This window comes from Lysinibacillus sp. A4 (genome assembly GCF_024919535.1).
Classification (GTDB): Bacteria; Bacillota; Bacilli; order Bacillales_A; family Planococcaceae; genus Lysinibacillus; species Lysinibacillus capsici.
In genome coordinates, this window is the sequence record NZ_JANWTB010000007.1 from 1 (window position 1) to 22,541 (window position 22,541).

The window sequence follows — 22,541 nt, forward strand, 5'->3', positions numbered from 1 at the left end:
AGTCTGGGCCGTGTCTCAGTCCCAGTGTGGCCGATCACCCTCTCAGGTCGGCTACGCATCGTCGCCTTGGTGAGCCGTTACCTCACCAACTAGCTAATGCGCCGCGGGCCCATCCTATAGCGACAGCCGAAACCGTCTTTCAGTCTTTCACCATGAAGCAAAAGAGATTATTCGGTATTAGCCCCGGTTTCCCGGAGTTATCCCAAACTATAGGGTAGGTTGCCCACGTGTTACTCACCCGTCCGCCGCTAACGTCAAAGGAGCAAGCTCCTTTGACGTTCGCTCGACTTGCATGTATTAGGCACGCCGCCAGCGTTCGTCCTGAGCCAGGATCAAACTCTCCATAAAAGAAATTTGATTAGCTCAAATGTTTTGCTGGCATCATGTTTGATGTCCAAAATTTTTGTTTTGTTCACTAACCGAAGCTAGCTACTTAAAACTTTATTGATTACGTTTTGCTTGTTCAGTTTTCAAGGTTCATGTCATCGCCCTTTTGGACAACTATTTAAATTTACCATACAACCAAGAGGTTGTCAACACTTTTTTGGAGCGGGTGATGAGAATCGAACTCACGACATCAGCTTGGAAGGCTGAGGTTTTACCATTAAACTACACCCGCATATATTTTCTTGAAAATGGCGCGCCCGGCAGGAGTCGAACCCACAACCTTCTGATCCGTAGTCAGACGCTCTATCCAATTGAGCTACGGGCGCATATGAAATTAATTAATTGACTTGGTGCGGCCGAGAGGACTTGAACCTCCACGGGGTTGCCCCCACTAGGCCCTCAACCTAGCGCGTCTGCCGTTCCGCCACGACCGCATTCAATTAGTAACTTTTTTATTATACTATGATAATTCAAAAAGTCAACTCTTTTTCTTAAAGAGATGAGCCATGAAGGACTCGAACCTTCGACCCTCTGATTAAAAGTCAGATGCTCTACCAACTGAGCTAATGGCTCGAATTAAGAAATGAATGGCTGGGGTACTAGGATTCGAACCTAGGCATGACGGAATCAAAATCCGTTGCCTTACCGCTTGGCTATACCCCAATAAGTGGCGGTCCCGACCGGGATCGAACCGGCGATCTCCTGCGTGACAGGCAGGCATGTTAACCGCTACACCACGGGACCAAAATATTATTTACATTAAATTATGAAAAATGACCCCTACGGGATTCGAACCCGTGTTACCGCCGTGAAAGGGCGGTGTCTTAACCACTTGACCAAGGGGCCATGGCTCCGAAGGCAGGACTCGAACCTGCGACAACCTGATTAACAGTCAGGTGCTACTACCAACTGAGCTACTTCGGAATAATTCATGTTATGTTGTCGTCGTTATCTTGTCGACTTTTACTATTATAGGGACAACTCAACAAAACGTCAACTATTTTTTAAACTTTTTTTACTCTACTAATTTTAATTTCCCCAAACACTTACTGCAACAATACCTTTCAACATTCATTTTTATTTTCCGTATATATAATTGGTGGCAATTGACACAAGTATATGTATAGCGTCGTCGTTGTTTTTTAACTGTAGCTTTCGGGACATGTAAAACTGCGCAAAATCGAGGGGCATCTACTTTCCTTAATAATTCTCTAAAATCTTTATCTCGATGCTGATACCCTTTACCTTCAATATGTAGGTGATAATGGCATAATTCGTGTAAAACAATACCTTGAATCTCTTTCAAACCGTATAACTCATAGGCTTTAGGATTAATCTCAATATTATGGGATTGTAAAAGATATCGTCCTCCCGTTGACCGTAATCTCGGATTAAAGTAGGCTTGATGCAGAAAAGGCCTCTGAAAGTTTTCTAAAGATAAGCGACGAACAAGCTCTTGTAATTCTTGATTGTCCATAGTAATCACCTCTAACAACAAGAATACCACACTGCGTAGTATAGACAGTGTGGCAAAAATTTAGTACTCAAACTAATGCTTGATTTTTAGGAGGAAGCATCGTTAAAGAGATACGCCCTTTCGTTACATCTATTTGTTCAACCCAGACAGTTACAATATCCCCAAGTGCCACAACTTCTAATGGATGCTTAATACGTTTATTTTGGAGTTTAGAAATATGCACAAGTCCATCTTGCTTCACGCCAATGTCAACAAATGCGCCGAAATCTACTACATTTCTTACCGTCCCCTGCAATTCCATACCTACTTTTAAATCTTCCATTTTTAATACATCAGTCTTAAGCAATGGTTGTGGGAATGCATCACGTGGGTCACGACTAGGTTTCATTAAGGTATCCACGATATCTTGAATTGTCACAACTCCTACTCCAAGCACATCACTTAATTTTTGGATATTTAGTGCTGCAATAGCATCCTCTGCCTTCTGTGTCCCTAACTCTTTTTTATCTATTTGAGCCTCTGCTAATATTTGCTCAGCAAGGGCATAGCTCTCAGGATGAATACCTGTAGCATCAAACGGATTTTTTGCTTCTGGGACACGTAGGAAACCAATAGCTTGTTCATACGTTTTGGCGCCTAACCTTGGAATCTTCTTTAATTGCGCACGTGTAGTAAATTGACCATTTTCCTCTCGCGTCTTTACGATATTCTCTGCAACAGTTTTTGATAGACCCGAAACATATTGTAAGAGTGATGATGAAGCCGTATTTACATCTACACCAACTTGGTTAACAGCTGTTTCTACTATAAAAGATAGCGATTCATTTAATTTTTTTTGAGAAACATCATGCTGATACTGACCTACACCCACAGCTTTTGGTTCAATTTTCACTAACTCTGATAAAGGATCCTGTAAGCGACGTGCAATGGAGACAGCACTACGTTGTTCAACCTGTAAATCAGGAAATTCTGTACGTGCAATTTCAGACGCTGAATAAACAGACGCCCCCGCTTCATTGACAATCACATAGGCTATGTCAGTAGTAAGTTCATTTAATACATCCGCGATAAATTGTTCTGTCTCTCGAGATGCTGTACCATTACCAATGGCAATTATACTTATTGGATACTTTGCCAAAATTCCTTTTACAATAGCTTTGGATTTTGCCACATCTGGTTTCGGTGGATGTGGGTAAATAGCTGTAACCTCAAGCATTTTCCCAGTTTCATCTACAACCGCTAGCTTGCAACCTGTACGGTAAGCTGGATCAACCCCTAAAACATATTTACCTTTCATAGGTGGTTGTAGCAATAGGTTACGTAAATTTTCGGAAAAAATATGAATAGCCTGTGCCTCAGCTTTTTCTGTAAGCTCGTTTCGTAATTCCCTTTCAATTGAAGGCTGAATTAAACGCTTGTACGAATCCTCGATTGCTAGTTTAACTTCTGCAATAGCAGGAGACGAACCAGTTGCAGGTATCCATTCTTTCCACATAATCATTAATACTCGATCCACCGGCACATGAATAGAAACCTTTAAGATTTCTTCTTTCTCTCCTCGGTTTATCGCTAAAATACGGTGTGGTACAATGCGACTAACAGGCTCTTCATATTCGTAATACATTTCAAAAACATTTTTCTCGTCGATTTCTGTATTTTTCACAGACGTCACAAGAATTCCATCTTTCCATGAATAAGCTCGGATTTTTTCACGAATAGAGGCATCGTCCGCAAAACGTTCTGCTAATATATCTCGAGCTCCTATCAGGGCTTCTTCCGTATTAGTAACTTGTTCGTTGTCCACAAAGTCAGTTGCTAATTGCTCTAATGCATCATCACTAAATGCTAACAGGAGATCTGCAAGAGGCTCTAAACCTTTCTCTTTTGCAATCGTCGCCTTTGTACGTCGTTTTTGCTTATAAGGTCTATATAAATCCTCAACACGTTGTAAGATTGTTGCAGAAAGAATAGTCTGCTCTAATTCTGGTGTAAGCTTTTCTTGCTCTTGGATTAATCGTATAACTTCTTCTTTTCGTTGTTCAAGTTGCTGTATGTAGTGATAACGATCTTCTACAGCTTTAATTTGCACCTCATCAAGTGATCCTGTAACCTCTTTTCGATAGCGCGCAATAAATGGTACCGTATTTCCCTCTTCTAATAAGTTAATAACAGCTTCTACTTGCCCTGGTTTGACTGCTACATCCTTTGCAATGAGCTGTAACATTTGCTTTTGCTCCACATCATCACTACCTTTTTCTTTTCATTTTACCATTACACTTTACTAAAAATGCAAAAAAATAGTCTACTCAGACGAATATGAGTAGACTATTTCCATTCATTTTAAAGGTATTTTTCATTAAACACCCACGAAAGATTAGAGCGAAACACCGCCACTTGCTAGAATAGCCTCTTGTAATTTCTTTATTGCTTTCCTTTGTATCCTCGATACATGCATTTGAGAAATCCCTAATCGTTCTCCAGCTTCTTTTTGACTAAGTTGCTCTAGATATGTAAGCTGAATAATTTGTTTTTCCCTCTCATTCAACACAACCAGCGCCTCTGAAACAATCATTCGTTTATTGGTCATTTCATAGCCATCGTCTTCCCTGCCCAAAATATCGAATAACGTGACTGTACTACCGTCTGAGTCTGACTCTATCGAATGGTCCATAGAAAGAGCTTGATAACTACGGCTCATTTCCATAGCTTCTAGTACCTCTTCCTCTGCTACTTCTAATCGTTCAGCAATATCTTTAATGGATGGAGAACGCTGTAATTCAATTGTCAGCGCCTCCACAGTTGATTTAATCTTCGGCCCAAGTTCCTTTATACGTCTAGGCACATGCACATCCCATGTTTTATCACGTAAAAAACGTTTGATTTCCCCAACAATTGTTGGCACGGCAAAAGCTTCAAAACTACGACCAACATTCGGATCAAAACGTCTTATTGCACCTAACAATCCCAGCATCCCTACTTGAACAATATCATCATAATATGATTTACCATTCGAATATTTACGAGCTATAGATTCAACTAGATATCGATAATGAATCACTAAATTGGTTTGTGCTTCATCATCCTCCGTTGACTGGTACAATTCAATCCACTTAAGTACATCTTCTTTAGATGAAGATTTATGTAGTGATTCTTTCGACATTTTTCTCCACCTGCTCCCTAGTGACATACTTTGTCATGAAGACAGTTACGCCACCATCGTTATTGATCATCACCTCATCCATCAAAGTTTCCATTAAATAAAGTCCCAAACCACCTTCTCTTAGCCCTGCAATACTTTCTTCAGGATGATACGGCCCAATCTTAGACTTAATCTCTTCAAAATTAAAACTATTGCCGTAATCCGCAATCATCATTTCCATTTTATTGTCGTACAGCGCACACCCGATGACAATTTCACCCTCTTCTTCGTCTTTATAAGCATGGTGAACAACATTTGTCACAGCCTCACTTGCTGCAATTTTTAAATCTTCAATATCATCATAATTAAAGCCAATCCTACTCGCTAAGCCCGAGACAGTTAATCGAATGACACTGACAAATTGCGGTTTAGCAGGAACTCTAATTTCAATATAGTCAAATTCCTTCATTATCTTAATTCCACCTTTTTATCAGTTTCGATATCCATCAAATCACTAAGACCAGTAATTTCAAATAATCTTTGTAACCTATTCGATAAACCAACGAGCTTTACTTTACCATTTTCACGTAATGCTCTTTTATAAAAGGCAACAAAAATCCCAAGTCCTGTACTATCCATGTAATTTACCTTTGATAGATCAAGCTCAATTTCTAAACCCTCTGTAATCTTTACAGCTTCTAATTCGTCTCGTAATCCTGAAGCAGTAAACGTATCAATCTCACCCTCAACAAAGCCAAATAATTTATGATCAATTTCTTTAAAATGTATCGTTACGTCCATATAGCACACCTCCACCATATTTGTTAGACTATTTTCTCTACCCTGTTCAATTTAAACTTAAACCTATTTTTTTAAAATAACTACAGTAAAATCATCAAATAGTTTAAAATTTTGCACTCTCTCTATTTCCTTATAAAGGAGCTGACACAATTGCTGGGCAGATAAATGTCTATTTTCTTTTATTAAAGTTGTGATTACCTCTCGCGAATTTAATTCTTCTTTCACTCTAAATTCTGTCACACCGTCGGTCATCATAATAATCAAATCATTCTCTTCTAACACAATTTCATGAAACGTATAGTTTGTTTCAGACAATACACCCAATAGTAAACCTTTAGCCTCTAAGGTAAAGAACTGATCGTTCTTTGCACTATAATGTAAAGCTGGTTCATGGCCTGCCGAAGCATAAGAAAAAATGTTTTGCTCTACATCTAAGCAGCCATAAAACATCGAAACAAACATACTGTCATCCACACCTTTTTCTATTACCCTATTAATAACTTCTAAAACATATGAGGGATCTTTATATGCATATACTAATGTTTCAAGTCCATATTTCACCATCGACATACATAAAGCAGCAGGAACTCCTTTACCGACAACATCTGTCACAGCCACACTCAAATATTCTTCTCCATCATGAAAAAAATGTACATAATCGCCGTTCATTTTTCGAATAGGTACTGAAATCATACCTATATCAATATTTTGCATATTCGGCACATAAGTTTTCAACAATGTTTTTTGGATGTTTGTCGCTATTTTCATTTCCATTTCATATTCAGCTTGCTTTTGAAGTAAACTTTGATGCTCTCTATGTGCCATTCCATAATGCACCATTACTTCAATCAAAAAATCATAAGCAGGCTGTGATTCGTTCATTTGATTCGGAAATATTTGTTCTACAGCATTTTTATGAATGCTAATAACATCCTCGGGAGAAATATTTTTTTGAATTAACTGACGTGTGAAGTTCTGAGCGATATATAAATTTCTTTCTGTTTGGTTGACCATATAATCTGCTAATATTTTTTTATACTGAGCTTCTAATTGTTTCAGTTTTCTTCACGTCCTAACGCAACCATTTTTCCGCTCTTATCGTTGTTCCCTCTCCAACGACAGATTGAATATCTAAACTATCCATCAATCGTTTAACACCTGGCAAACCAGCACCTAGCCCCCCCGAGGTGGAATAACCATCCTCCATTACTTTACGAACATCTTTAATACCAGGCCCTTGATCTGTTGCAACAACAACTATTTTCTTTTCAGTATCTGCTTCAACCCTTTCAATTGCTATGATACCTATACTTGCATATAAATAAATATTTCGTGCTAATTCACTAATTGCCGTGGTGATGCGGGCTTGATCAACAGTGCCAAATCCAAGTGCTTTTGCTTCATTGCGCCCCAGTTGTCTAGCTGCAACAATATCCCACTCTGTAATAATTTCAACCGAAGACCTATATGTCACTGCTGTCCCTCCATTTCCTTTGGAGTTATACTCTTACACTTTTATTCAAACTGCTTGCCATCATTTAAAATGAATGAATTGCCTCTATAAATGGAATATTCTATGTAAATTTTCATATACCTTTTAAGAATTTTTTCAAAAATCTATTTTTATTAAAAATCTTGTGTATATCTTAAAGCTTTTTGTAACATTTATCAATTACACCTTGGCTTAATTATTTCAGGTACTTCATCTTTCGTAGCAAAATCGCTTGCTGAGCAAGATCTATCGTAATTCAAATTATGGTAAAGACATTTCAAGGATATAAGACAAAAAAGCATCGAGATATCATAATCTCGATGCTTCTATACACATATGTATATCAAAATTTAACTAGACCTAAACTAATCATCAACGCACCATCAACTTTTTCCATCACAGCATGATCCAGTTGCGTAATACGATCCGTCAATCTTGACTTATCAATTGTCCGCACTTGTTCTAGCAAAATAACCGAATCACGTTCAAAACCATACTTTTCAGCATTGATTTCAACGTGTGTCGGTAACTTTGCCTTTTGAATCTGTGCAGTGATAGCTGCGATGATGACAGTCGGACTAAATCGATTGCCAATATCATTTTGAATAATCAGCACCGGCCTAGTGCCTCCTTGTTCAGAACCTATTACCGGTGATAAGTCTGCAAAAAAAACGTCACCACGTTTTACATTCAAAGTGTCATCCCCCGCTAACGAGACGCTCCACCATATGTTGTGCTTCATACTCTGCATGCAAGCATTCGCTCGCAATCATTAAATTAATATGAGACATTTCAACATATCCTTTAATCATAGCTTCCCGTATTTGATTTGGTTGCTCCTGCATTAAATTTTTGCGCGCCAAAATACGCACAAAAGATTCACCTTCAATTACTTCCTTTGTTTGTAGAAATAGTCTGTCTTGAACAGCAATTGTAGCTTCTCTTAACTTTTTCTCGTACACAGCAAGCACCTCCAACGGAACCATACACTTTTCATTACTTCCCATTCTATCATTGAAAGATATTGTTGAAAAGACATGAAATGACAAAATATCTGACAATTTGAAGTACAAATTGTAAAAATATGTTGGTTGTCGAAGGTATATGCTGAATAATTATTATTGCAATGTGTTTTCAAATATGAGCCATTACTATGTTTTGGAAAAGAAATAAGTTCTCCAGTGCTAATTTATTTACCAAATTCAACTTGGAACATTGCTCATGACATTACATTGAGATTTGACTTATTCTAATGAAAGACAACTAAAGATATGTTCTAGGAACTCTTGTTGTTATAATGCATGGTATTTCATAATTAATTGTTTCGAGCTTTGTTGCCCATTCATCGATCGATACTCCAGTATTTCCTTGTCGACCAATGAGTGTTACCTTCTCACCTATATCATATGCTTTTGGTAGGGCAACCATACATTGGTCCATACAAATTCGTCCAACAATCGGCATTCTTTGTCCATCAATTAAAACCTCTTGTCCACCTAACTTGCGAATCACGCCATCTGCATAGCCAATTGGAATTGTTCCTATCCACATATCTGTCGGAGCAACATATGTAGCTCCATAGCCAACTGGATCACCTGATTTTATTTGCTTTACATGAACAAGTTCACTTTCAAGCGAGAACGCTGGTAACAAGGGAAAAGGTAATATACTTTTCACATATGAAGAGGGTGATAATCCATACATCGAAATACCAAATCTAACAGCATCATATTGTAAATGCGGATCTTTTACTAATGAGGCGGCTGTATTAGATGCATGAACAAGTCGCGGCTTATTAGGTATTACAGCTAAACATTTCTCAAAAAATTGTACCTGTTGATCAAAATGTAGCGTATCCTCTTCATCAGCTGTCGCAAAGTGTGTAAATATTCCATCCAGCTCCATGTGATCTGTAGACTGTATTGTTTGATAGAGCTCTAATAATTCCTGCTCTGAGCGAATACCTATTCTACCCATTCCGCTATCTATTTTTATATGAAGTCGTAAAGGAAGCGCTTCATCTACTAAAAGAGAAGCAGCTTGCTGAATCCAATCATCGGCAAATGCCGTAAGTATAATACGTTGCTGCGCTGCATAAGGAGCAAACGAAACTGGAGATGCACCTAATATTAATATGTCTGGTTCTTCAAAATGTGCTCGAATATGTAATGCCTCATCGGGCGTTGCCACTGCAAGTACTGTGGCACCAGCTTTAAGAGCTGCCCGTGCAACGGCTACATCTCCATGACCATACGCATTTGCTTTTACTACAGCGATAATTTGAACATTAGGTCGTAAAAATTCTTTTAAGTTTTTTACATTTTGTTGAATTGCTTGTAAGTCTATTATTGCTTTTGTTGGACGAAAAAACTGCTGTGTCTTCATAAGAATACCCTCTTTATTTTTAATTAAAACATTATGTAGGACATACATATTGCAAAGTATGTCGATTTAGCTTGTACACACAAAGTTTTAGTTTTCGGATGAGCCTATACTTTATAGGTTCATTTTAATTATCAATAAGCTACAGCCTCCGTATTCCAGAAGGCTGTAGCCAGAAAAGTTACTTCATACTACTTATCGTCATAGATGTAGCAACTTCAATCATTTCTTCTCGCGTTAATTTACTTGATGCTACAAAGAATTCAACGCCATCTTTTTCCCAACTAATTGATGTATCTGTAATAGCACCAATTGTATAGCCTAAATCAACTGGATCACCAGGTGACGATACAGGTAACATTGAATTTTCCTTCATTACTGGTTGCTGCATAACAGTAAATGCCTTCTCACCATCGTATGTTAAGATTACTCGTTCCATTCCACTTTCCTGCACAACCTTTTCATTCGCTAATTGTGCCCAATTTACAACAGGATAATGTGTTTGGAATTCTTGATATTCAACTTCTGCTCCAACAGCTTCCTTATCCTCATTATCTTCTTGCCCTTCTTTTTCGGCAGGTGTAGCTTGTTCACCTTTCGTGTTATCTTTATCAGTGAATTGCTCAACTGCATACTCTTTTGCAGCATGTTGTACACCTAGCTTAATTTTCTTAAATGTGATTTTGATTTGCTCTTCTTTCACATCATTCATAATCACTACTGAGGTTGGCAATAAAGTTTTCTTATCTACTGTTATAACCTGATGTGGCATACTGTTCTTATAGCTATTTCTAGTAGCCGCTTCAAATATATATGCTTTTTCTTCTTCTTTCATGACAAGATTTTTATCTTCTGCTAAATCTTCTGCTAGCGCTCCAATTAAGTATGCCTGACTATTTTTCTTTGGCCAATCACTTTGGAATTTATACATTTTGTTTAATGTCGGTGTTACGACAAAAACACCATCAGCATTACGTACAATCATTTGAGAAACATCTTTCCCACTTTCAACTACTTCTACTCGATAGAAATCAGGTTTTGTGTGCCATACTGTTACATCATAATTTCTAGGTTCCCCACCCGATTTAATTTCCATCGATGCATTTAATTCATAACCATTCGTCTCTGCCCATTTACCATTCACTTTCTTCAACACTTTTTCCTGTGAGGCTGCACCACATGCCGACAGAAGTAATATCGTACAAAGTAAGACGAGCCATTTAACTATACGGTTGCCCACGCTTTCACCCTTTCTTCTTTCAAATCCACTACGACAATATATGAACCGTATTTGTCAGTTATGTCATTTGAAGAAAGGGCAATATATTTAAATTTACATGCAATCCTTTTAGACAAGTTAAGTACTATTCTAATAAGATTACTTGAGCAGCTGCGTATTGCTTAGAATGCGTAATACTAACAAAACCATTGACAAGTTCATCCTTAAAATATAAAACAGGATTGCCAGCTGCTCCTTTTAACACTTCCAAATCATGAAGCTTACATTGTTCCCCAAGCCCTGTTCCCAGAGCCTTCGAAAATGCTTCTTTTGCAGCAAATCGCCCAGCTAAAAATTCTATTTTGCGAGTTTCCGAATAACCATCAAATATTTTTTTTTCATTTATCGTTAAAATGCGGTCTTTCAATTTATCTGTTCGTTTCATAGCCTTTGCAATACGATCAATCTCTACAATATCGAGGCCAATTCCCTTAATCATGTGAACCTTCTCCTTTACCTATTTCCAACAAGGCATGTATAATAATTGTAAATTGAGGTGGAGCCATGTTTAGTAGAACGGAAAATTTTAAGCAATATACAAAGTATTACCCTGTTGTTTCAACTTTAATAGCAATAAATCTTACTCTTTATGTATTGTCTCTCATACCCAGCATAGGAACACTCTTGTGGAATTACGGAATCCAAGCAAATTTCCTGATTCAAAGTGGTGAATGGTGGCGTGTTTTCTCTGCCATGTTTTTACATGCAGGTTTTATGCATGTGTTTTTTAATATGTTTTCCTTATATCTCTTTGGACCAGAGCTAGAAAAAATCGCAGGGAAAGCACGTTTCATTACAATTTATTTAGTATCAGGTATTGTAGGCAACATGGCAACCTATATATTCTATGATAGTAGTTATGCGAGCCTTGGTGCAAGTGGGGCTATTTTTGGAATTTTTGGTGCATTTGGGGCATTAGTTTACTATACTCGACGTACAATGCCCATGCTTCGTAAGCTCATTTTACCAATCATCGTCATCAGTGTCATTATGACCTTTCTCCAACCAAATGTGAATGTCTTTGCTCATTTAGGCGGTCTAGTAACCGGATTTATCCTTGGACTTGTCTATTTACATCCAAAAAGAATTTTAAGCTGGCGCAAACAAAAGATGGCTGGTAGACCATAACATTAAAAAGAGGAGCTGCTCACCTATAGAGCAGCTCCTCTTTCCTTACAATGACCTCCATTATAAAACCACTGTAGCTTCATTTGACATCTTTATTTTTTTCCATTCAGTTGCTGTTAAACCATAAACAACCTGATCTACGTAGTGATCATATAGCCACTCAGCATCCCTTAAACGCCCTTCTTCATGAAAGCCCAATACCTTTGGGATTGTACGACTACGAATATTACCAACTGCAACACGCACTTCTATACGATTTAACTTTAAATAATTAAAGGCAAAATCAATCAATGCTTTCATGGAATTCGTAACGAGCCCCTTTCCTACAAATTCATTCCCTAGCCAGTAGCCAATACTTGTCCATTTATGTTGCCAGTTGATTTGGTGATAGCCGATAACACCGGCAAGCTTTCCATCATAGTAAATCCCTGCTTGTATGCCATTGTGATCAGCATATTGTTGCATAGCATTTTTTACGAATTGCTCAGTATCCTTTACTGTTTTGACATCATCTACAAAGGGCAACCATTCACGTAATGTATCCCTTGAACGGTCAGTTAAAGCGAATAACTCTTCTACATCACTTAAATCCAAAAGCTTTAAATAAGCGCTTTCATTAATGTCATATTTAAACAATGTCTCCACCCCTTTTGTTCTATTTATTTTATTATAAACAGCATCTCTATTTATTTATAGTTAAAAAAGCTAATCCTTCCATAAAATTGAAAGGATTAGCTTTTTAGTTCATTAATGTTCGTACCATGTTAAGATCGTCTCGGCATCTTGTTGCTCTAAGCTGGAAACACTCCCCGTTGTACCAGTTGCTCCTGACATGACGGTTGCTTTTACAGACATAACATTCTTTCTTTTTTGAAAGTATGATTGTGTACTTTCAATAGATTGAATTCGCTTCTTCTCCATGATTAACGTAATTCGACTAAACACCCGATACTGCATAGCCAGTTGCTTGCCATCTATTTGATAGCCTGCTGTTTTATGCTGCCAAATACCAAGTAAAATTGTTAATGGAATTAACAGCAACGACAATAACCCGTATGGATAAAAGAAATAGATAGATGCACCGATAATCGGAACTAACCAGAAAAAATCAATGCGATAAAAAAATGGTCTTGCCCTTTTCGGTGAGCGAGTAAATGTAGGCTGCCAATTCATATCCGGGAAAAGCTGTTCTAATGTTTGCATACAATCCATCTTCTTAATAAGTGGAAATAGTGTAATTTTTTTATCATTTCCATTTTCACCGTTACCACCAGCACTTTCAACAACCACTGTAGCAAAGCCTGTTAACTGACGTAATGGATTTTCCACAATACGAATTGCCTGAATTCGATTCAACGGCAAAGTAATACGCTTTTTTTCTAACAGTCCTTTTGTAATAATCAACTTTTCTTCCTCAATGCGGACCGTATAATCATAATAATTTATCAGTGTGATGACCACCGATACAATCCAAGCAACAATTAAAACAACCATCACCGTCAAAGCCACTAAAAATGCGCCAATTTTCACAAAATCAGCTAACTCATGAAATACAGTTTCATAAGGAATAATATCGGAAAATTGTGAAGCAACGGCTGCAAGACCTGATAATACAACACCAATTCCACCAGATGTTGTTGCTAATACCAGTAAATCTCGCATGGACATATGGTAAATCATCGGAGTTGGTGTCGCTTCCTCTACTACCTGCACTTGATCCTGTTGTTGAACCGCTTCGTTTTTAGCATGACGCATTTCTAATTCAATAACATCTGCTGCCGCTTTGCGAATGGCTGTCAGCTCAACCTCAGGTTTTCCTCCTTTACTACCAGCAGTCTCCACCTGAACTTTCACTAAACCAAAAATGCGATGAAAAACGCCTTCATTGTAATTTAAACTTTGTATACGTTCAAAAGGGATATAACGTTTCTTTTTAACAAATAATCCATATGTCACACGTAACTCCCCATCTTCAAACCAGTAAACAAATGTCCGCCATTTTATAATTCCTCCCACGAGCGCAAGAAGTGCTGCAACTCCCCATACACCGAAAAGTAAAATGGTTTCAAAAAAATGATCACTTCGAAAATTCAAAGAAAAATTAAAGCCGTTACTTATGATAATAATTGCAATTGGTAATATCATACTTTTCAATGCTTTTACACTTGTTATAATTGCAGACACTGGGTGTAAACGATTAATTTCCTTAGACATCATCTTCAGCCACCCTTGCTAAATCAGAAATACGCGCACGCAGTACGTCTGCTTCATCCATAACAAGTGCAGGAATCGTATGTACAGTTGCAGCTGTAGAAATAGAGATATTACCTAAGTCGTATTTTTTTAATATTGGCCCTTGTGTTGTATCAACATGTTGCACACGTACCATTGGAATTAATGTGCGTTTCACAACAAATAAACCATGTTGTACTTCGATTTCATGCTCTCTAACTTCATAGCGCCATCTTTCCCATCTTATTTTCGGGAAAATAAAAATAGATAATATCGTACTTAGTAATACAATTGCACACGCTATGAAGTAAATAAATGAAGGCCATTCAAAATAATAAGTACCATAGCTTACAAGTCCTGCTACGACTAACAGTACCAATGTTTGTATGACTCCATACAAACGCCACACGGTTAGCCCTTTACGAGAAATTTGATGAATTGGTTGTGCTCTCATTGTCGTTCCCCCTCTTTCTTCATTAGGTGTATACGAATTTAATCACCTTTTTGTTTCAACTATAGCCGAAAAAAAACCTTACAGCCATCATGACTGTAAGGTTTACTATAAAAGTTAAGTGTATTTCGTCTAAAATTATCCTTCGTGACGTCTTGGAGAACGAGAACGACCTTGTCCACCTTCACGACGTCCACCTTCACGGCGTCCACCCTCTCGACGGCTACTGCTACTGCGACGTTCTCCACTGCGAGCATTGTCACGACGTCCTCCGCCAAAGCTACGGTTTCCGCGGCCACGATCACCGCCACCACGATTATTGCTAGAACGTTCACGACGCATTGGTAATGGACGTTCTTCTGTAATTGTTACTGGTGTATCGTCTGGCTCTCTTGTTAATGAACGTAGAGCAGCTGCAACAACATCAACAGCATCATGATTGTCTAATAATTCTGCTGCAAGTGTACGGTAATCACCTAAATTGTTATTAGCAATAAGACCTTCCAGTGTTTCAACAGCTAAGCGTTGTTGTCCTTCTAATGCTTCATCTGTTGTTGGTGGGCGAAGAGGTGTCATACGTTTTTTCGTAGTTTCTTCTACAATACGTAAGTAACCCATTTCACGAGGTGTTACAAATGTTACGGCAAGACCTGATTTACCTGCACGACCTGTACGTCCAATACGGTGAACATATGATTCAGGATCTTGAGGAATATCAAAGTTATAAACATGTGTTACACCAGAAATATCAAGTCCACGAGCGGCTACATCAGTCGCAACAAGGATATCGATTTTATTTTCTTTAAACTGACGTAATACGGAGATACGCTTCGCTTGGCTTAAATCACCATGAATACCTTCAGCTAAATAACCACGTATAGATAGTGCCTGTGCAAGCTCATCTACACGACGTTTTGTACGACCAAAAATAATGGCAAGCTCTGGTTGGTGTACATTTAATAAACGAGATAAAATATCGAATTTTTCACGTTCAGCAGACTTAACAAAATATTGATCAATGTTATCAACAGTTAGTTCTTTAGCTTTAATTTTTACAATCTCTGGATCACGCATAAATGTTTCTGCAATTTTACGGATTGCTGGTGGCATTGTTGCTGAGAACAGTAATGTTTGGCGCTCAGAAGGTACGTTTTCTAAGATTGAATTAATATCATCGATAAAGCCCATGTTTAACATTTCATCTGCTTCATCCAATACTAATGTTTGAACATCTTCTAATTTTAACGTACGACGATTAATATGATCAATAATACGGCCTGGCGTACCAACAATGATTTGAGGTCTATTTTTCAGTGCACGAATTTGACGGCCTATTTCTTGACCACCGTATACTGATAATAATTTTACGCGTTTGTCATAGCCAATTTTATAAAGCTCTTCTGAAACTTGAATCGCTAACTCACGAGTTGGAGCAATGACTAATGCTTGAATATTAGGGTTTTTTGGATCGATTTTTTCAATTAGTGGAATCCCGAAAGCGGCAGTTTTACCAGTACCTGTTTGTGCTTGACCTAATACATCACGGCCTTCAATCGCAAAACGAATAGTACCTTCTTGGATTGGTGTTGCTTCTTCAAATCCCATACGCTTTACTGAGCGTAATGTAGATTCGCTAATATTTAATTCTGAAAAATTTGTCAAACTTCTCAATCTCCTTTTTTTCCTTTTAAGTTGACAAATGGTTACATTTTCAGATGAAGTTGTCGGCAAATTCGAGCCTGTGTAGTGGAACGTTTCCGTTACTTAAAAATTTTCTCTACATGATAGTCCATATAGAGCTCTCTTATATGAAAAGGAAAGCCCGGTCTTTACCGAGCGGTTCAATTCTGTCGTAATTTTTCACTTTAGAATAAAACCGTTGTGTTCAAAAAAAAGTACTCTTCAACCAAATATGAAGAGTCTTCGCACAAAATGTATCCATTGCTTACACTAGTCTAACATGGCTTTAATTCCTATGCAACGATAACGCATGAGTCGTAATAATCTGACTACTTTATTTGTCTTTCAAAAACATTAAAACCTGTGGAAACCATTCAGAGCAATCTTCCTCAAAACATATATGGTGCTTGCCATTATCAGAAAAATACAAAACCTTGTCTACAGAGGCTAATTCATCAAAAAGAAATTGAGCCGTATGATAAGGCACTATCCCATCCAACTTTCCCTGCACAATATATACCGGAATTTGTATATGCTGATAATACGGTTCCACCATTCTTACCAACTTCATAAATTCTACTGTTGAGGCAAGTGGCACATTGCTAAACTTCTGATGGTATCGTAGATAGAGTTCGTTATTAGTCAAATTATGGTGATAGGCTTCAGTAGCTAACATTTTAAAATCTTTGACTAGCTGCTTAGGGCTCACATACTTTGCAGCAGCACTTAGTAATACAAGCTTTTTCACTTTATAGCGTTTAGCTAAATATAGCGCTATAATTCCTCCCATTGAAAAGCCCACAACGATTACCTCGTCTACTTTTTTTGCCAACGATCGGAAAGCTAATTCTGCATCCATCAACCAGTGTTTCGCCTTAAAACCACTCATATGTAATTCTTCACCATGCCCAGACAATGTTGGCTCTTCAATTATCCAATCTGTATGTGAACGTAAATAACTTGTGAATGGCTTCACCTCATATGGTCCACCTGAAAATCCATGAATACATAGTACACCTACTGACAACGTTCTCACCTCATTTAACAATTAATCACTTACACAAATAAATCGGTGAGCGTTTATCTCACCGATTCATTGCTACTATGATGTAAATGCCTTTAAGATTGTCTCTAATTTCATACCACGTGAACCTTTAAGTAAAACAATAGATGATTCATTCGCTTGTTTTAGCTTTTCGATAATAGCCGTATAATCATCTTCTGTATACAATAAACGTTCAGCCTCAAAGCGCTCTTTTAATATTTTGTAAAGATATAGCATACGAGGGCCAAACAAACAGACATTATCAATTTCATCCTCATTAATATGCTCAGCCAGACCCTCATGGAAACGTTGCTCATTTGGTCCAAGCTCTAGCATATCTCCTAACACAAGCCATTTTTCAGGTCGAATAGTTGATGTAGCCATAAATTGAATGGCAGCTTTTACAGAGGTTGGAGCTGCATTATAGGCGTCATTGATAAATAGAGCGCCATTCGTTCCTAGTACCTGTTGCATCCTCATATCAGTTAATACGACATGCTCTAAGGATGTACGTATTTGTTCATTGCTTAAACCTAGCTTATGAGAAATTAACATGGCCACAAGTGTATTTTTTACTTGATGCTTGCCAAGCACTGAAATAAAGAAATCACCCTCGATCATACCGTGTGTAGTGAAGTGGCTGCCATCAGCGTTAGCATGAATATTGTCAGCGTATAAAAGATTATTGGATTCTAACCCGAACGGTACTGATTGTAAGTGTTGTTCCTTTGCCACTAATTCCTGGAGCAAAGGTTCATCACCATCATAGAATAATAGACCATCTTCTTGCATTCCTTGAATTATTTCAAACTTTGCTTTTGCAATACCTGCACGTGACCCCAAATCCTGCATATGGGCCTCACCAATGTTGGTAATAACCGTCATATGTGGACGAGCAAGCTTCGTTAAAAACTCAATTTCACCAAATCCACTCATACCCATCTCAAGGACAGCCACATCTGTATCTTCATCAAGCTGTAAGATAGTAACAGGCAAGCCCAATTGATTATTAAAGTTCCCAATCGTTTTTTGTACTTTAAAGAATGGACCTAGTGTTCCGGCTAAAATATCCTTTGTTGATGTCTTACCATTTGAACCTGTAATGCCTATAAATTTTGCTTTATGTTCATTACGATATGCTCTAGCCATTTCTTGCAAGGCTAATTCTGGATCATCCACAAACAGCAAGGGGTAATCTTCTGGTGGATTCGGTTCATCCTTTTGCCAAAGAGAAGCTCCAGCACCTTTCTCAAATGCCTGCATTACAAACTTGTGCCCATTTGTATGCTCACCACGAAATGGAACAAATAGGTCTCCTTGTTGAATTGTTCTTGTATCAATAGAAATTCCTGACACAACAGTGTCACCAAAAGAACCCATTTCCTCATTTAACCATGCAGCTAATTGTTTTAAAGTTTTTTTCACGATAATCCCACTCAGTCTTTTTTATAGTGAAGCTGTTGTTTTTCTTCATAGCGTTCAATTGCTAGGGTAATTAAACGGTCGATCAGCTCCGGATAACTCACGTCTGTATGCTGCCATAATAATGGATACATACTTACAGGCGTGAAACCTGGCATTGTGTTTACTTCATTAATGTAAACGTTATTTTCAGCTGTTACAAAAAAGTCTGCACGAACTAAGCCGCTACCATCTATAGCCTTAAATGCACGCTTTGCCAGTTCTTTTAAGCTTGCCACAGTTTCTACTGGAAGCTCAGCTGGAATAATAAGTGCTGTAGAACCGTCCTTATATTTAGAATCATAATCATAAAAATCAGTCACAGGTTTAATTTCTCCTGGCACTGATACTTCAGGATCGTCATTTCCTAACACTGCCAGTTCAACTTCACGAGCGACAATTCCCTGTTCAACAACGATTTTACGATCATATTGCAAAGCAACCTCAATTGCTTTCACCAATTGCTCGCGATTTGCTGCCTTGCTAATCCCAACACTTGATCCTAAGTTTGCGGGCTTCACAAACATTGGCCAATTCAAGGTATTTTCACAGTGTTCAATGATTGCCTGTTGCTCACTCTTCCACTCACTACGAATAAAATACGTATAGGGCACTTGAGGTAATCCAGCAATTTCAAATAATTGCTTCATTACCACTTTATCCATTCCAGCAGAGGATGCTAATACACCATTTCCTACATACGGTAAATTTAGAACCTCAAGTAAACCTTGCACTGTTCCATCCTCACCATTCGTACCATGTAACAATGGGAAAATGACATCAAACTTTACCTCATTGCCATTTTTATCAATCAAAAAATCAGTGATATTATTTTCCAAAATTGATGTATTATCACCAAATTGTAGTTCTTCTATTGCACTTACGGGTTTTTCTAAACGATCTCCACGACGCCATTCCCCGTCAGATGTAATGAAAATCGGATATACTTCATACTCCTCGAAATTCAAAGCTCCAGTGACTGCACGTGCTGTCGATAACGACACTTCGTGCTCCGCTGACTTTCCGCCGTATAATAAACCGATTCTTTTTTTCATTTTTGTGCCCTCCACATACTTCTTGAGTACTATTAGTTTATCATGAAACGTCTTGACAAATGACATAAAAATCTCACCGTATTTTTAACGGTGAGATTTTGCGTGTATATTTCATCAATTATGCCCTAGCATCATTACTTCCTGCTATTGAATTGTACAGGAATAATGCAACATAAATATTGTCTACCAACATCTTAGTTCTTTGATTGCGTCACCATGAAGTTTAAATAATATAGATTAATTCATCGTGCTCTGTTTTTAAAATCGTATTTAAGTCGTCCCAAACTTCGTCAGGAAAAGAATATTCAGACAGATTGCGAACTTCTATTCCATACGCTACTTTTGGTTTCTCAATCCGATACAGCGAAAGTAATGCTCCATCTTTCGCAAAGGATCGGTAAGAACGTAAAAAATCTGGTGATATAGCGGGAATACTCGCTTTTACTTTTCGACGCCAAAATCCAGTGCTGCGTTCCTTTTCACGAATTAAACTATTAAAAACATTGGCAACCAATAAATCCGAATCACTTAAATGACGAAAATAAATTTTTGTCATTTTCTCTAAGTCTGAAGAATAATAGACAAATCTATTTTGTAATTTATTAAAAAATGCTGACGTAATCGGTTCTTTCTTGTGACTTATGTAAAGCAATTCTCCTTGTTCCATCGGTGTTAAATGATCTAGCCTCTTCTCGTCCATAAAATCTACCCAGCATAATTCTTTAGATTCAGCAGATTTTTTCACAAAACGAGGAACATCTTCTTCTAATACATATTCAAATTGTGTATGCATATTAAAAGAACCGTCTTCATAGGAATGTTTTAATAACAGTAAGTGATGTAGTGGTTCAAGTGCAGCCACAAATTGCGAGAATTTTAACCCGCTAAATATAACAAATTTATCGACATCATTCATATGAACATAAATATGATACATAAAATCATCAGCTGACTTTAATTTTTTAGCCACAACCATCACCCCATTCTTCACTACATTATAAGACTAAACATGATTTTTTTGAAACATTTTATGTTAATTGTCGTTACTACTATATACGCAGGCATAAAAGTAATTTTTGCGTTATAATTAGGAATGTTAAACATGCATTTGCATATAAAGTTTAGATTACTCAATGAGTTCAAGTATTTGCTTAAAATTCCATTGACAATATTCAAAGCAAATTGCAAGCTTATCAATAGATATGAGCTATTCTTACACCACTACTAGTTATTAATTTGCTTTCTTCTTTGACCAATTATAAACGAAATAGGGAGAATCGCATCACATTTACTCATATTGAGATACTATTTTAATTTTAGGTGGCTTTTATGGAAAATAAACGAAATTTCGCAAATCGTTTTGACTGGACACTTGCATTTATACTCTTCACTTTTCTAGTCATTAGTTTGTTAGCTATTGCATCTGCCCAAACTTCAGGACAATATGGTATTAACTACGTACCAAAACAAATGCAATGGTATGTGATTGGTGCAGTTATTATTGGTATAGTCATGTTTTTTGAGCCAGATCAATATAAAAAAATGTCATGGTATATGTATGGAGCAGGGATTGCCTTACTGGTACTGCTTATTTTTATGCCAGAAGGAGAAGGTCAAATCGGTGCACCCGTTAATGGTGCTAAAAGCTGGTATCATACGCCGATTGGAAATATACAGCCTTCTGAGTTTATGAAAACTTTTTACATTTTAGCACTAGCTCGATTAATTAGTAAGCACCATGAAATTTATTCATTACGATCAATTAAAACAGACTTTTTGCTACTAGGTAAAATTGCGATCACCTTAATCGTACCATTAGCTATTATTTTAAAGCAGCCTGACCTAGGCTCAGCACTCGTATTCTTTGCCATTACTGCAGCCCTTATCATTGTAGCGGGTATTTCTTGGAAAATCATTCTACCAACTTTTTTAGGTGGCATGGTAGCAGGCGGTACACTACTGTGGATGGCACTTTATATGCAGGACTTTCTAGAAAAAACATTTGGTTTTAAGGCTTATCAATTTGCTCGTATTTATTCTTGGCTAGACCCCTATTCCTATTCATCCAGTGATGGCTATCATTTAATTACCTCTTTAAACGCCATTGGATCAGGTGAAATTTTTGGTAAGGGATTTAGAAATCGTGAAGTATATGTAGCTGAAAACCATACCGATTTCATTTTTACAGTTATCGGTGAGGAATGGGGCTTTATTGGCGCTAGTATTGTTATTTGTATTTTCTTCTTATTAATTTATCATTTAACAAAGACAACCCTTTTATTGAAAGACCCCTTCTCGACCTATGTATGTGCTGGGATTATTGCAATGATTACCTTCCACGTTTTCGAAAATATTGGTATGACTATTCAATTATTACCTATCACAGGTATTCCACTTCCGTTCATTAGCTACGGAGGAAGTTCACTTATGGGGAATGCTTTAGCAATTGGGCTAGTCTTTAGTATGCGATTCCATTATCGAACTTACATGTTTACCACACATGATGAAGATGAATAACTATAGAAAAAGGGA

Annotated in this window: 22 protein-coding genes, 8 tRNA genes and 1 rRNA gene; 2 read left to right on the top strand and 29 right to left on the bottom strand. The window is 37.5% G+C overall.

Translation table 11 applies throughout. The features are described from left to right. The 21 genes from NY607_RS14940 to acpS all read right to left on the bottom strand — a co-directional run. Positions 1 to 348 (bottom strand): 16S ribosomal RNA (locus NY607_RS14940); the annotation flags it as partial. Between the two features lie 197 nt (positions 349 to 545). Beyond that, positions 546 to 619 (bottom strand) — tRNA-Gly (locus NY607_RS14945). A 17-nt stretch (positions 620 to 636) separates the two neighbouring features. After that, positions 637 to 713, bottom strand: a tRNA-Arg gene (locus NY607_RS14950). A 22-nt stretch (positions 714 to 735) separates the two neighbouring features. Beyond that, positions 736 to 821 (bottom strand) — tRNA-Leu (locus NY607_RS14955). A gap of 66 nt (positions 822 to 887) precedes the next feature. Then, a tRNA-Lys gene (locus tag NY607_RS14960) sits at positions 888 to 960 on the bottom strand. Between the two features lie 15 nt (positions 961 to 975). Beyond that, a tRNA-Gln gene (locus tag NY607_RS14965) sits at positions 976 to 1,050 on the bottom strand. 5 nt (positions 1,051 to 1,055) lie between these two features. Beyond that, a tRNA-Asp gene (locus NY607_RS14970) sits at positions 1,056 to 1,131 on the bottom strand. Positions 1,132 to 1,161: 30 nt separating this feature from the next. Further along, positions 1,162 to 1,233, bottom strand: a tRNA-Glu gene (locus NY607_RS14975). Between the two features lies 1 nt (position 1,234). After that, positions 1,235 to 1,311, bottom strand: a tRNA-Asn gene (locus NY607_RS14980). A 91-nt stretch (positions 1,312 to 1,402) separates the two neighbouring features. Beyond that, a complete protein-coding gene (locus tag NY607_RS14985; protein WP_048394293.1) occupies positions 1,403 to 1,864 on the bottom strand; it encodes a SprT family protein in 462 nt (153 codons plus the stop codon). A 67-nt stretch (positions 1,865 to 1,931) separates the two neighbouring features. After that, positions 1,932 to 4,103 (bottom strand): Tex family protein, encoded by a 2,172-nt coding sequence (locus tag NY607_RS14990; protein ID WP_269897921.1) that lies wholly within the window; start codon positions 4,101 to 4,103, stop codon positions 1,932 to 1,934. A 135-nt stretch (positions 4,104 to 4,238) separates the two neighbouring features. Further along, positions 4,239 to 5,024: an RNA polymerase sigma factor SigB gene (sigB, locus tag NY607_RS14995; RefSeq protein ID WP_259419913.1), complete on the bottom strand. Its 786-nt coding sequence runs from the start codon at positions 5,022 to 5,024 to the stop codon at positions 4,239 to 4,241. Further along, a complete protein-coding gene (gene rsbW / locus NY607_RS15000; protein WP_016993413.1) occupies positions 5,002 to 5,472 on the bottom strand; it encodes an anti-sigma B factor RsbW in 471 nt (156 codons plus the stop codon). Before rsbW ends, sigB begins: the two co-directional genes overlap by 23 nt. After that, a complete protein-coding gene (locus tag NY607_RS15005; protein ID WP_016993414.1) occupies positions 5,472 to 5,804 on the bottom strand; it encodes an STAS domain-containing protein in 333 nt (110 codons plus the stop codon). Before NY607_RS15005 ends, rsbW begins: the two co-directional genes overlap by 1 nt. Positions 5,805 to 5,867: 63 nt before the next feature. Beyond that, positions 5,868 to 6,818 (bottom strand): PP2C family protein-serine/threonine phosphatase, encoded by a 951-nt coding sequence (locus tag NY607_RS15010; protein ID WP_048394289.1) that lies wholly within the window; start codon positions 6,816 to 6,818, stop codon positions 5,868 to 5,870. A gap of 58 nt (positions 6,819 to 6,876) precedes the next feature. Then, complete coding sequence (locus NY607_RS15015; protein WP_048394287.1) at positions 6,877 to 7,278, bottom strand: anti-sigma regulatory factor; 402 nt, start codon at positions 7,276 to 7,278, stop codon at positions 6,877 to 6,879. Positions 7,279 to 7,639: 361 nt separating this feature from the next. Then, positions 7,640 to 7,990 carry a type II toxin-antitoxin system PemK/MazF family toxin gene (locus tag NY607_RS15020; RefSeq protein ID WP_004232054.1) on the bottom strand — a complete coding sequence of 117 codons (351 nt, stop codon included), beginning with the start codon at positions 7,988 to 7,990 and terminating at the stop codon, positions 7,640 to 7,642. Positions 7,991 to 7,994: 4 nt separating this feature from the next. After that, the gene (locus NY607_RS15025) at positions 7,995 to 8,258 is read right to left on the bottom strand and encodes a hypothetical protein (RefSeq protein ID WP_004232053.1); all 264 of its coding nucleotides are present in this window, start codon (positions 8,256 to 8,258) and stop codon (positions 7,995 to 7,997) included. Positions 8,259 to 8,559: 301 nt separating this feature from the next. Beyond that, positions 8,560 to 9,681 carry an alanine racemase gene (alr, locus tag NY607_RS15030; RefSeq protein WP_066038031.1) on the bottom strand — a complete coding sequence of 374 codons (1,122 nt, stop codon included), beginning with the start codon at positions 9,679 to 9,681 and terminating at the stop codon, positions 8,560 to 8,562. A 178-nt stretch (positions 9,682 to 9,859) separates the two neighbouring features. Next, positions 9,860 to 10,918: a LolA family protein gene (locus tag NY607_RS15035; protein WP_048394283.1), complete on the bottom strand. Its 1,059-nt coding sequence runs from the start codon at positions 10,916 to 10,918 to the stop codon at positions 9,860 to 9,862. Between the two features lie 124 nt (positions 10,919 to 11,042). Next, positions 11,043 to 11,396 (bottom strand): holo-ACP synthase, encoded by a 354-nt coding sequence (acpS, locus tag NY607_RS15040; RefSeq protein WP_066038030.1) that lies wholly within the window; start codon positions 11,394 to 11,396, stop codon positions 11,043 to 11,045. A gap of 65 nt (positions 11,397 to 11,461) precedes the next feature. Between acpS and NY607_RS15045 the strand changes: the two genes are divergently transcribed. Then, positions 11,462 to 12,085 (top strand): rhomboid family intramembrane serine protease, encoded by a 624-nt coding sequence (locus tag NY607_RS15045; RefSeq protein ID WP_048394279.1) that lies wholly within the window; start codon positions 11,462 to 11,464, stop codon positions 12,083 to 12,085. A gap of 60 nt (positions 12,086 to 12,145) precedes the next feature. On the opposite strand, the gene NY607_RS15050 is transcribed toward NY607_RS15045, so the two are convergent. The 8 genes from NY607_RS15050 to NY607_RS15085 form a co-directional block, all read right to left on the bottom strand. Beyond that, on the bottom strand, positions 12,146 to 12,721 hold the full coding sequence (locus NY607_RS15050) for a GNAT family N-acetyltransferase (RefSeq protein WP_054549589.1): 576 nt from the start codon (positions 12,719 to 12,721) through the stop codon (positions 12,146 to 12,148). 111 nt (positions 12,722 to 12,832) lie between these two features. Beyond that, positions 12,833 to 14,299 (bottom strand): PH domain-containing protein, encoded by a 1,467-nt coding sequence (locus NY607_RS15055; RefSeq protein WP_259419914.1) that lies wholly within the window; start codon positions 14,297 to 14,299, stop codon positions 12,833 to 12,835. Then, positions 14,292 to 14,771 carry a PH domain-containing protein gene (locus NY607_RS15060; RefSeq protein ID WP_131520850.1) on the bottom strand — a complete coding sequence of 160 codons (480 nt, stop codon included), beginning with the start codon at positions 14,769 to 14,771 and terminating at the stop codon, positions 14,292 to 14,294. The genes NY607_RS15055 and NY607_RS15060 overlap by 8 nt, the downstream gene beginning before the upstream one ends. 135 nt (positions 14,772 to 14,906) lie before the next feature. Then, complete coding sequence (cshA, locus tag NY607_RS15065) at positions 14,907 to 16,430, bottom strand: degradosome RNA helicase CshA (RefSeq protein ID WP_054549592.1); 1,524 nt, start codon at positions 16,428 to 16,430, stop codon at positions 14,907 to 14,909. A 352-nt stretch (positions 16,431 to 16,782) separates the two neighbouring features. After that, positions 16,783 to 17,475, bottom strand: a complete 693-nt coding sequence (locus NY607_RS15070) for an alpha/beta hydrolase (protein WP_131520851.1) — start codon at positions 17,473 to 17,475, stop codon at positions 16,783 to 16,785. A 75-nt stretch (positions 17,476 to 17,550) separates the two neighbouring features. Further along, entirely contained in the window at positions 17,551 to 18,918 is a 1,368-nt protein-coding gene (locus NY607_RS15075) for a UDP-N-acetylmuramoyl-tripeptide--D-alanyl-D-alanine ligase (RefSeq protein ID WP_259419915.1), read from the bottom strand. Between the two features lie 11 nt (positions 18,919 to 18,929). Next, complete coding sequence (locus NY607_RS15080; RefSeq protein ID WP_259419916.1) at positions 18,930 to 20,009, bottom strand: D-alanine--D-alanine ligase; 1,080 nt, start codon at positions 20,007 to 20,009, stop codon at positions 18,930 to 18,932. A gap of 223 nt (positions 20,010 to 20,232) precedes the next feature. Continuing rightward, on the bottom strand, positions 20,233 to 20,985 hold the full coding sequence (locus NY607_RS15085) for a hypothetical protein (protein WP_048394266.1): 753 nt from the start codon (positions 20,983 to 20,985) through the stop codon (positions 20,233 to 20,235). 353 nt (positions 20,986 to 21,338) lie between these two features. On the opposite strand from NY607_RS15085, the gene NY607_RS15090 reads away from it, so the two are divergent. Then, the gene (locus NY607_RS15090) at positions 21,339 to 22,526 is read left to right on the top strand and encodes an FtsW/RodA/SpoVE family cell cycle protein (RefSeq protein WP_036079404.1); all 1,188 of its coding nucleotides are present in this window, start codon (positions 21,339 to 21,341) and stop codon (positions 22,524 to 22,526) included. Positions 22,527 to 22,541 lie beyond the last annotated feature (15 nt).

Excerpts from the sequence above, each read along its gene's own strand:
- NY607_RS15055 (WP_259419914.1), bottom strand. The coding sequence starts at position 14,299 with ATGTCTAAGGAAATTAATCGTTTACACCCAGTGTCTGCAATTATAACA.
- NY607_RS15005 (WP_016993414.1), bottom strand. The coding sequence starts at position 5,804 with ATGGACGTAACGATACATTTTAAAGAAATTGATCATAAATTATTTGGC.
- NY607_RS15010 (WP_048394289.1), bottom strand. The coding sequence starts at position 6,818 with ATGGTCAACCAAACAGAAAGAAATTTATATATCGCTCAGAACTTCACA.
- NY607_RS15080 (WP_259419916.1), bottom strand. The coding sequence starts at position 20,009 with ATGAAAAAAAGAATCGGTTTATTATACGGCGGAAAGTCAGCGGAGCAC.
- NY607_RS15060 (WP_131520850.1), bottom strand. The coding sequence starts at position 14,771 with ATGAGAGCACAACCAATTCATCAAATTTCTCGTAAAGGGCTAACCGTG.
- acpS (WP_066038030.1), bottom strand. The coding sequence starts at position 11,396 with ATGATTAAGGGAATTGGCCTCGATATTGTAGAGATTGATCGTATTGCA.
- NY607_RS14985 (WP_048394293.1), bottom strand. The coding sequence starts at position 1,864 with ATGGACAATCAAGAATTACAAGAGCTTGTTCGTCGCTTATCTTTAGAA.
- NY607_RS15085 (WP_048394266.1), bottom strand. The coding sequence starts at position 20,985 with ATGGTTGTGGCTAAAAAATTAAAGTCAGCTGATGATTTTATGTATCAT.
- sigB (WP_259419913.1), bottom strand. The coding sequence starts at position 5,024 with ATGTCGAAAGAATCACTACATAAATCTTCATCTAAAGAAGATGTACTT.
- NY607_RS15045 (WP_048394279.1), top strand. The coding sequence starts at position 11,462 with ATGTTTAGTAGAACGGAAAATTTTAAGCAATATACAAAGTATTACCCT.
- alr (WP_066038031.1), bottom strand. The coding sequence starts at position 9,681 with ATGAAGACACAGCAGTTTTTTCGTCCAACAAAAGCAATAATAGACTTA.
- NY607_RS15090 (WP_036079404.1), top strand. The coding sequence starts at position 21,339 with ATGGAAAATAAACGAAATTTCGCAAATCGTTTTGACTGGACACTTGCA.
- rsbW (WP_016993413.1), bottom strand. The coding sequence starts at position 5,472 with ATGAAGGAATTTGACTATATTGAAATTAGAGTTCCTGCTAAACCGCAA.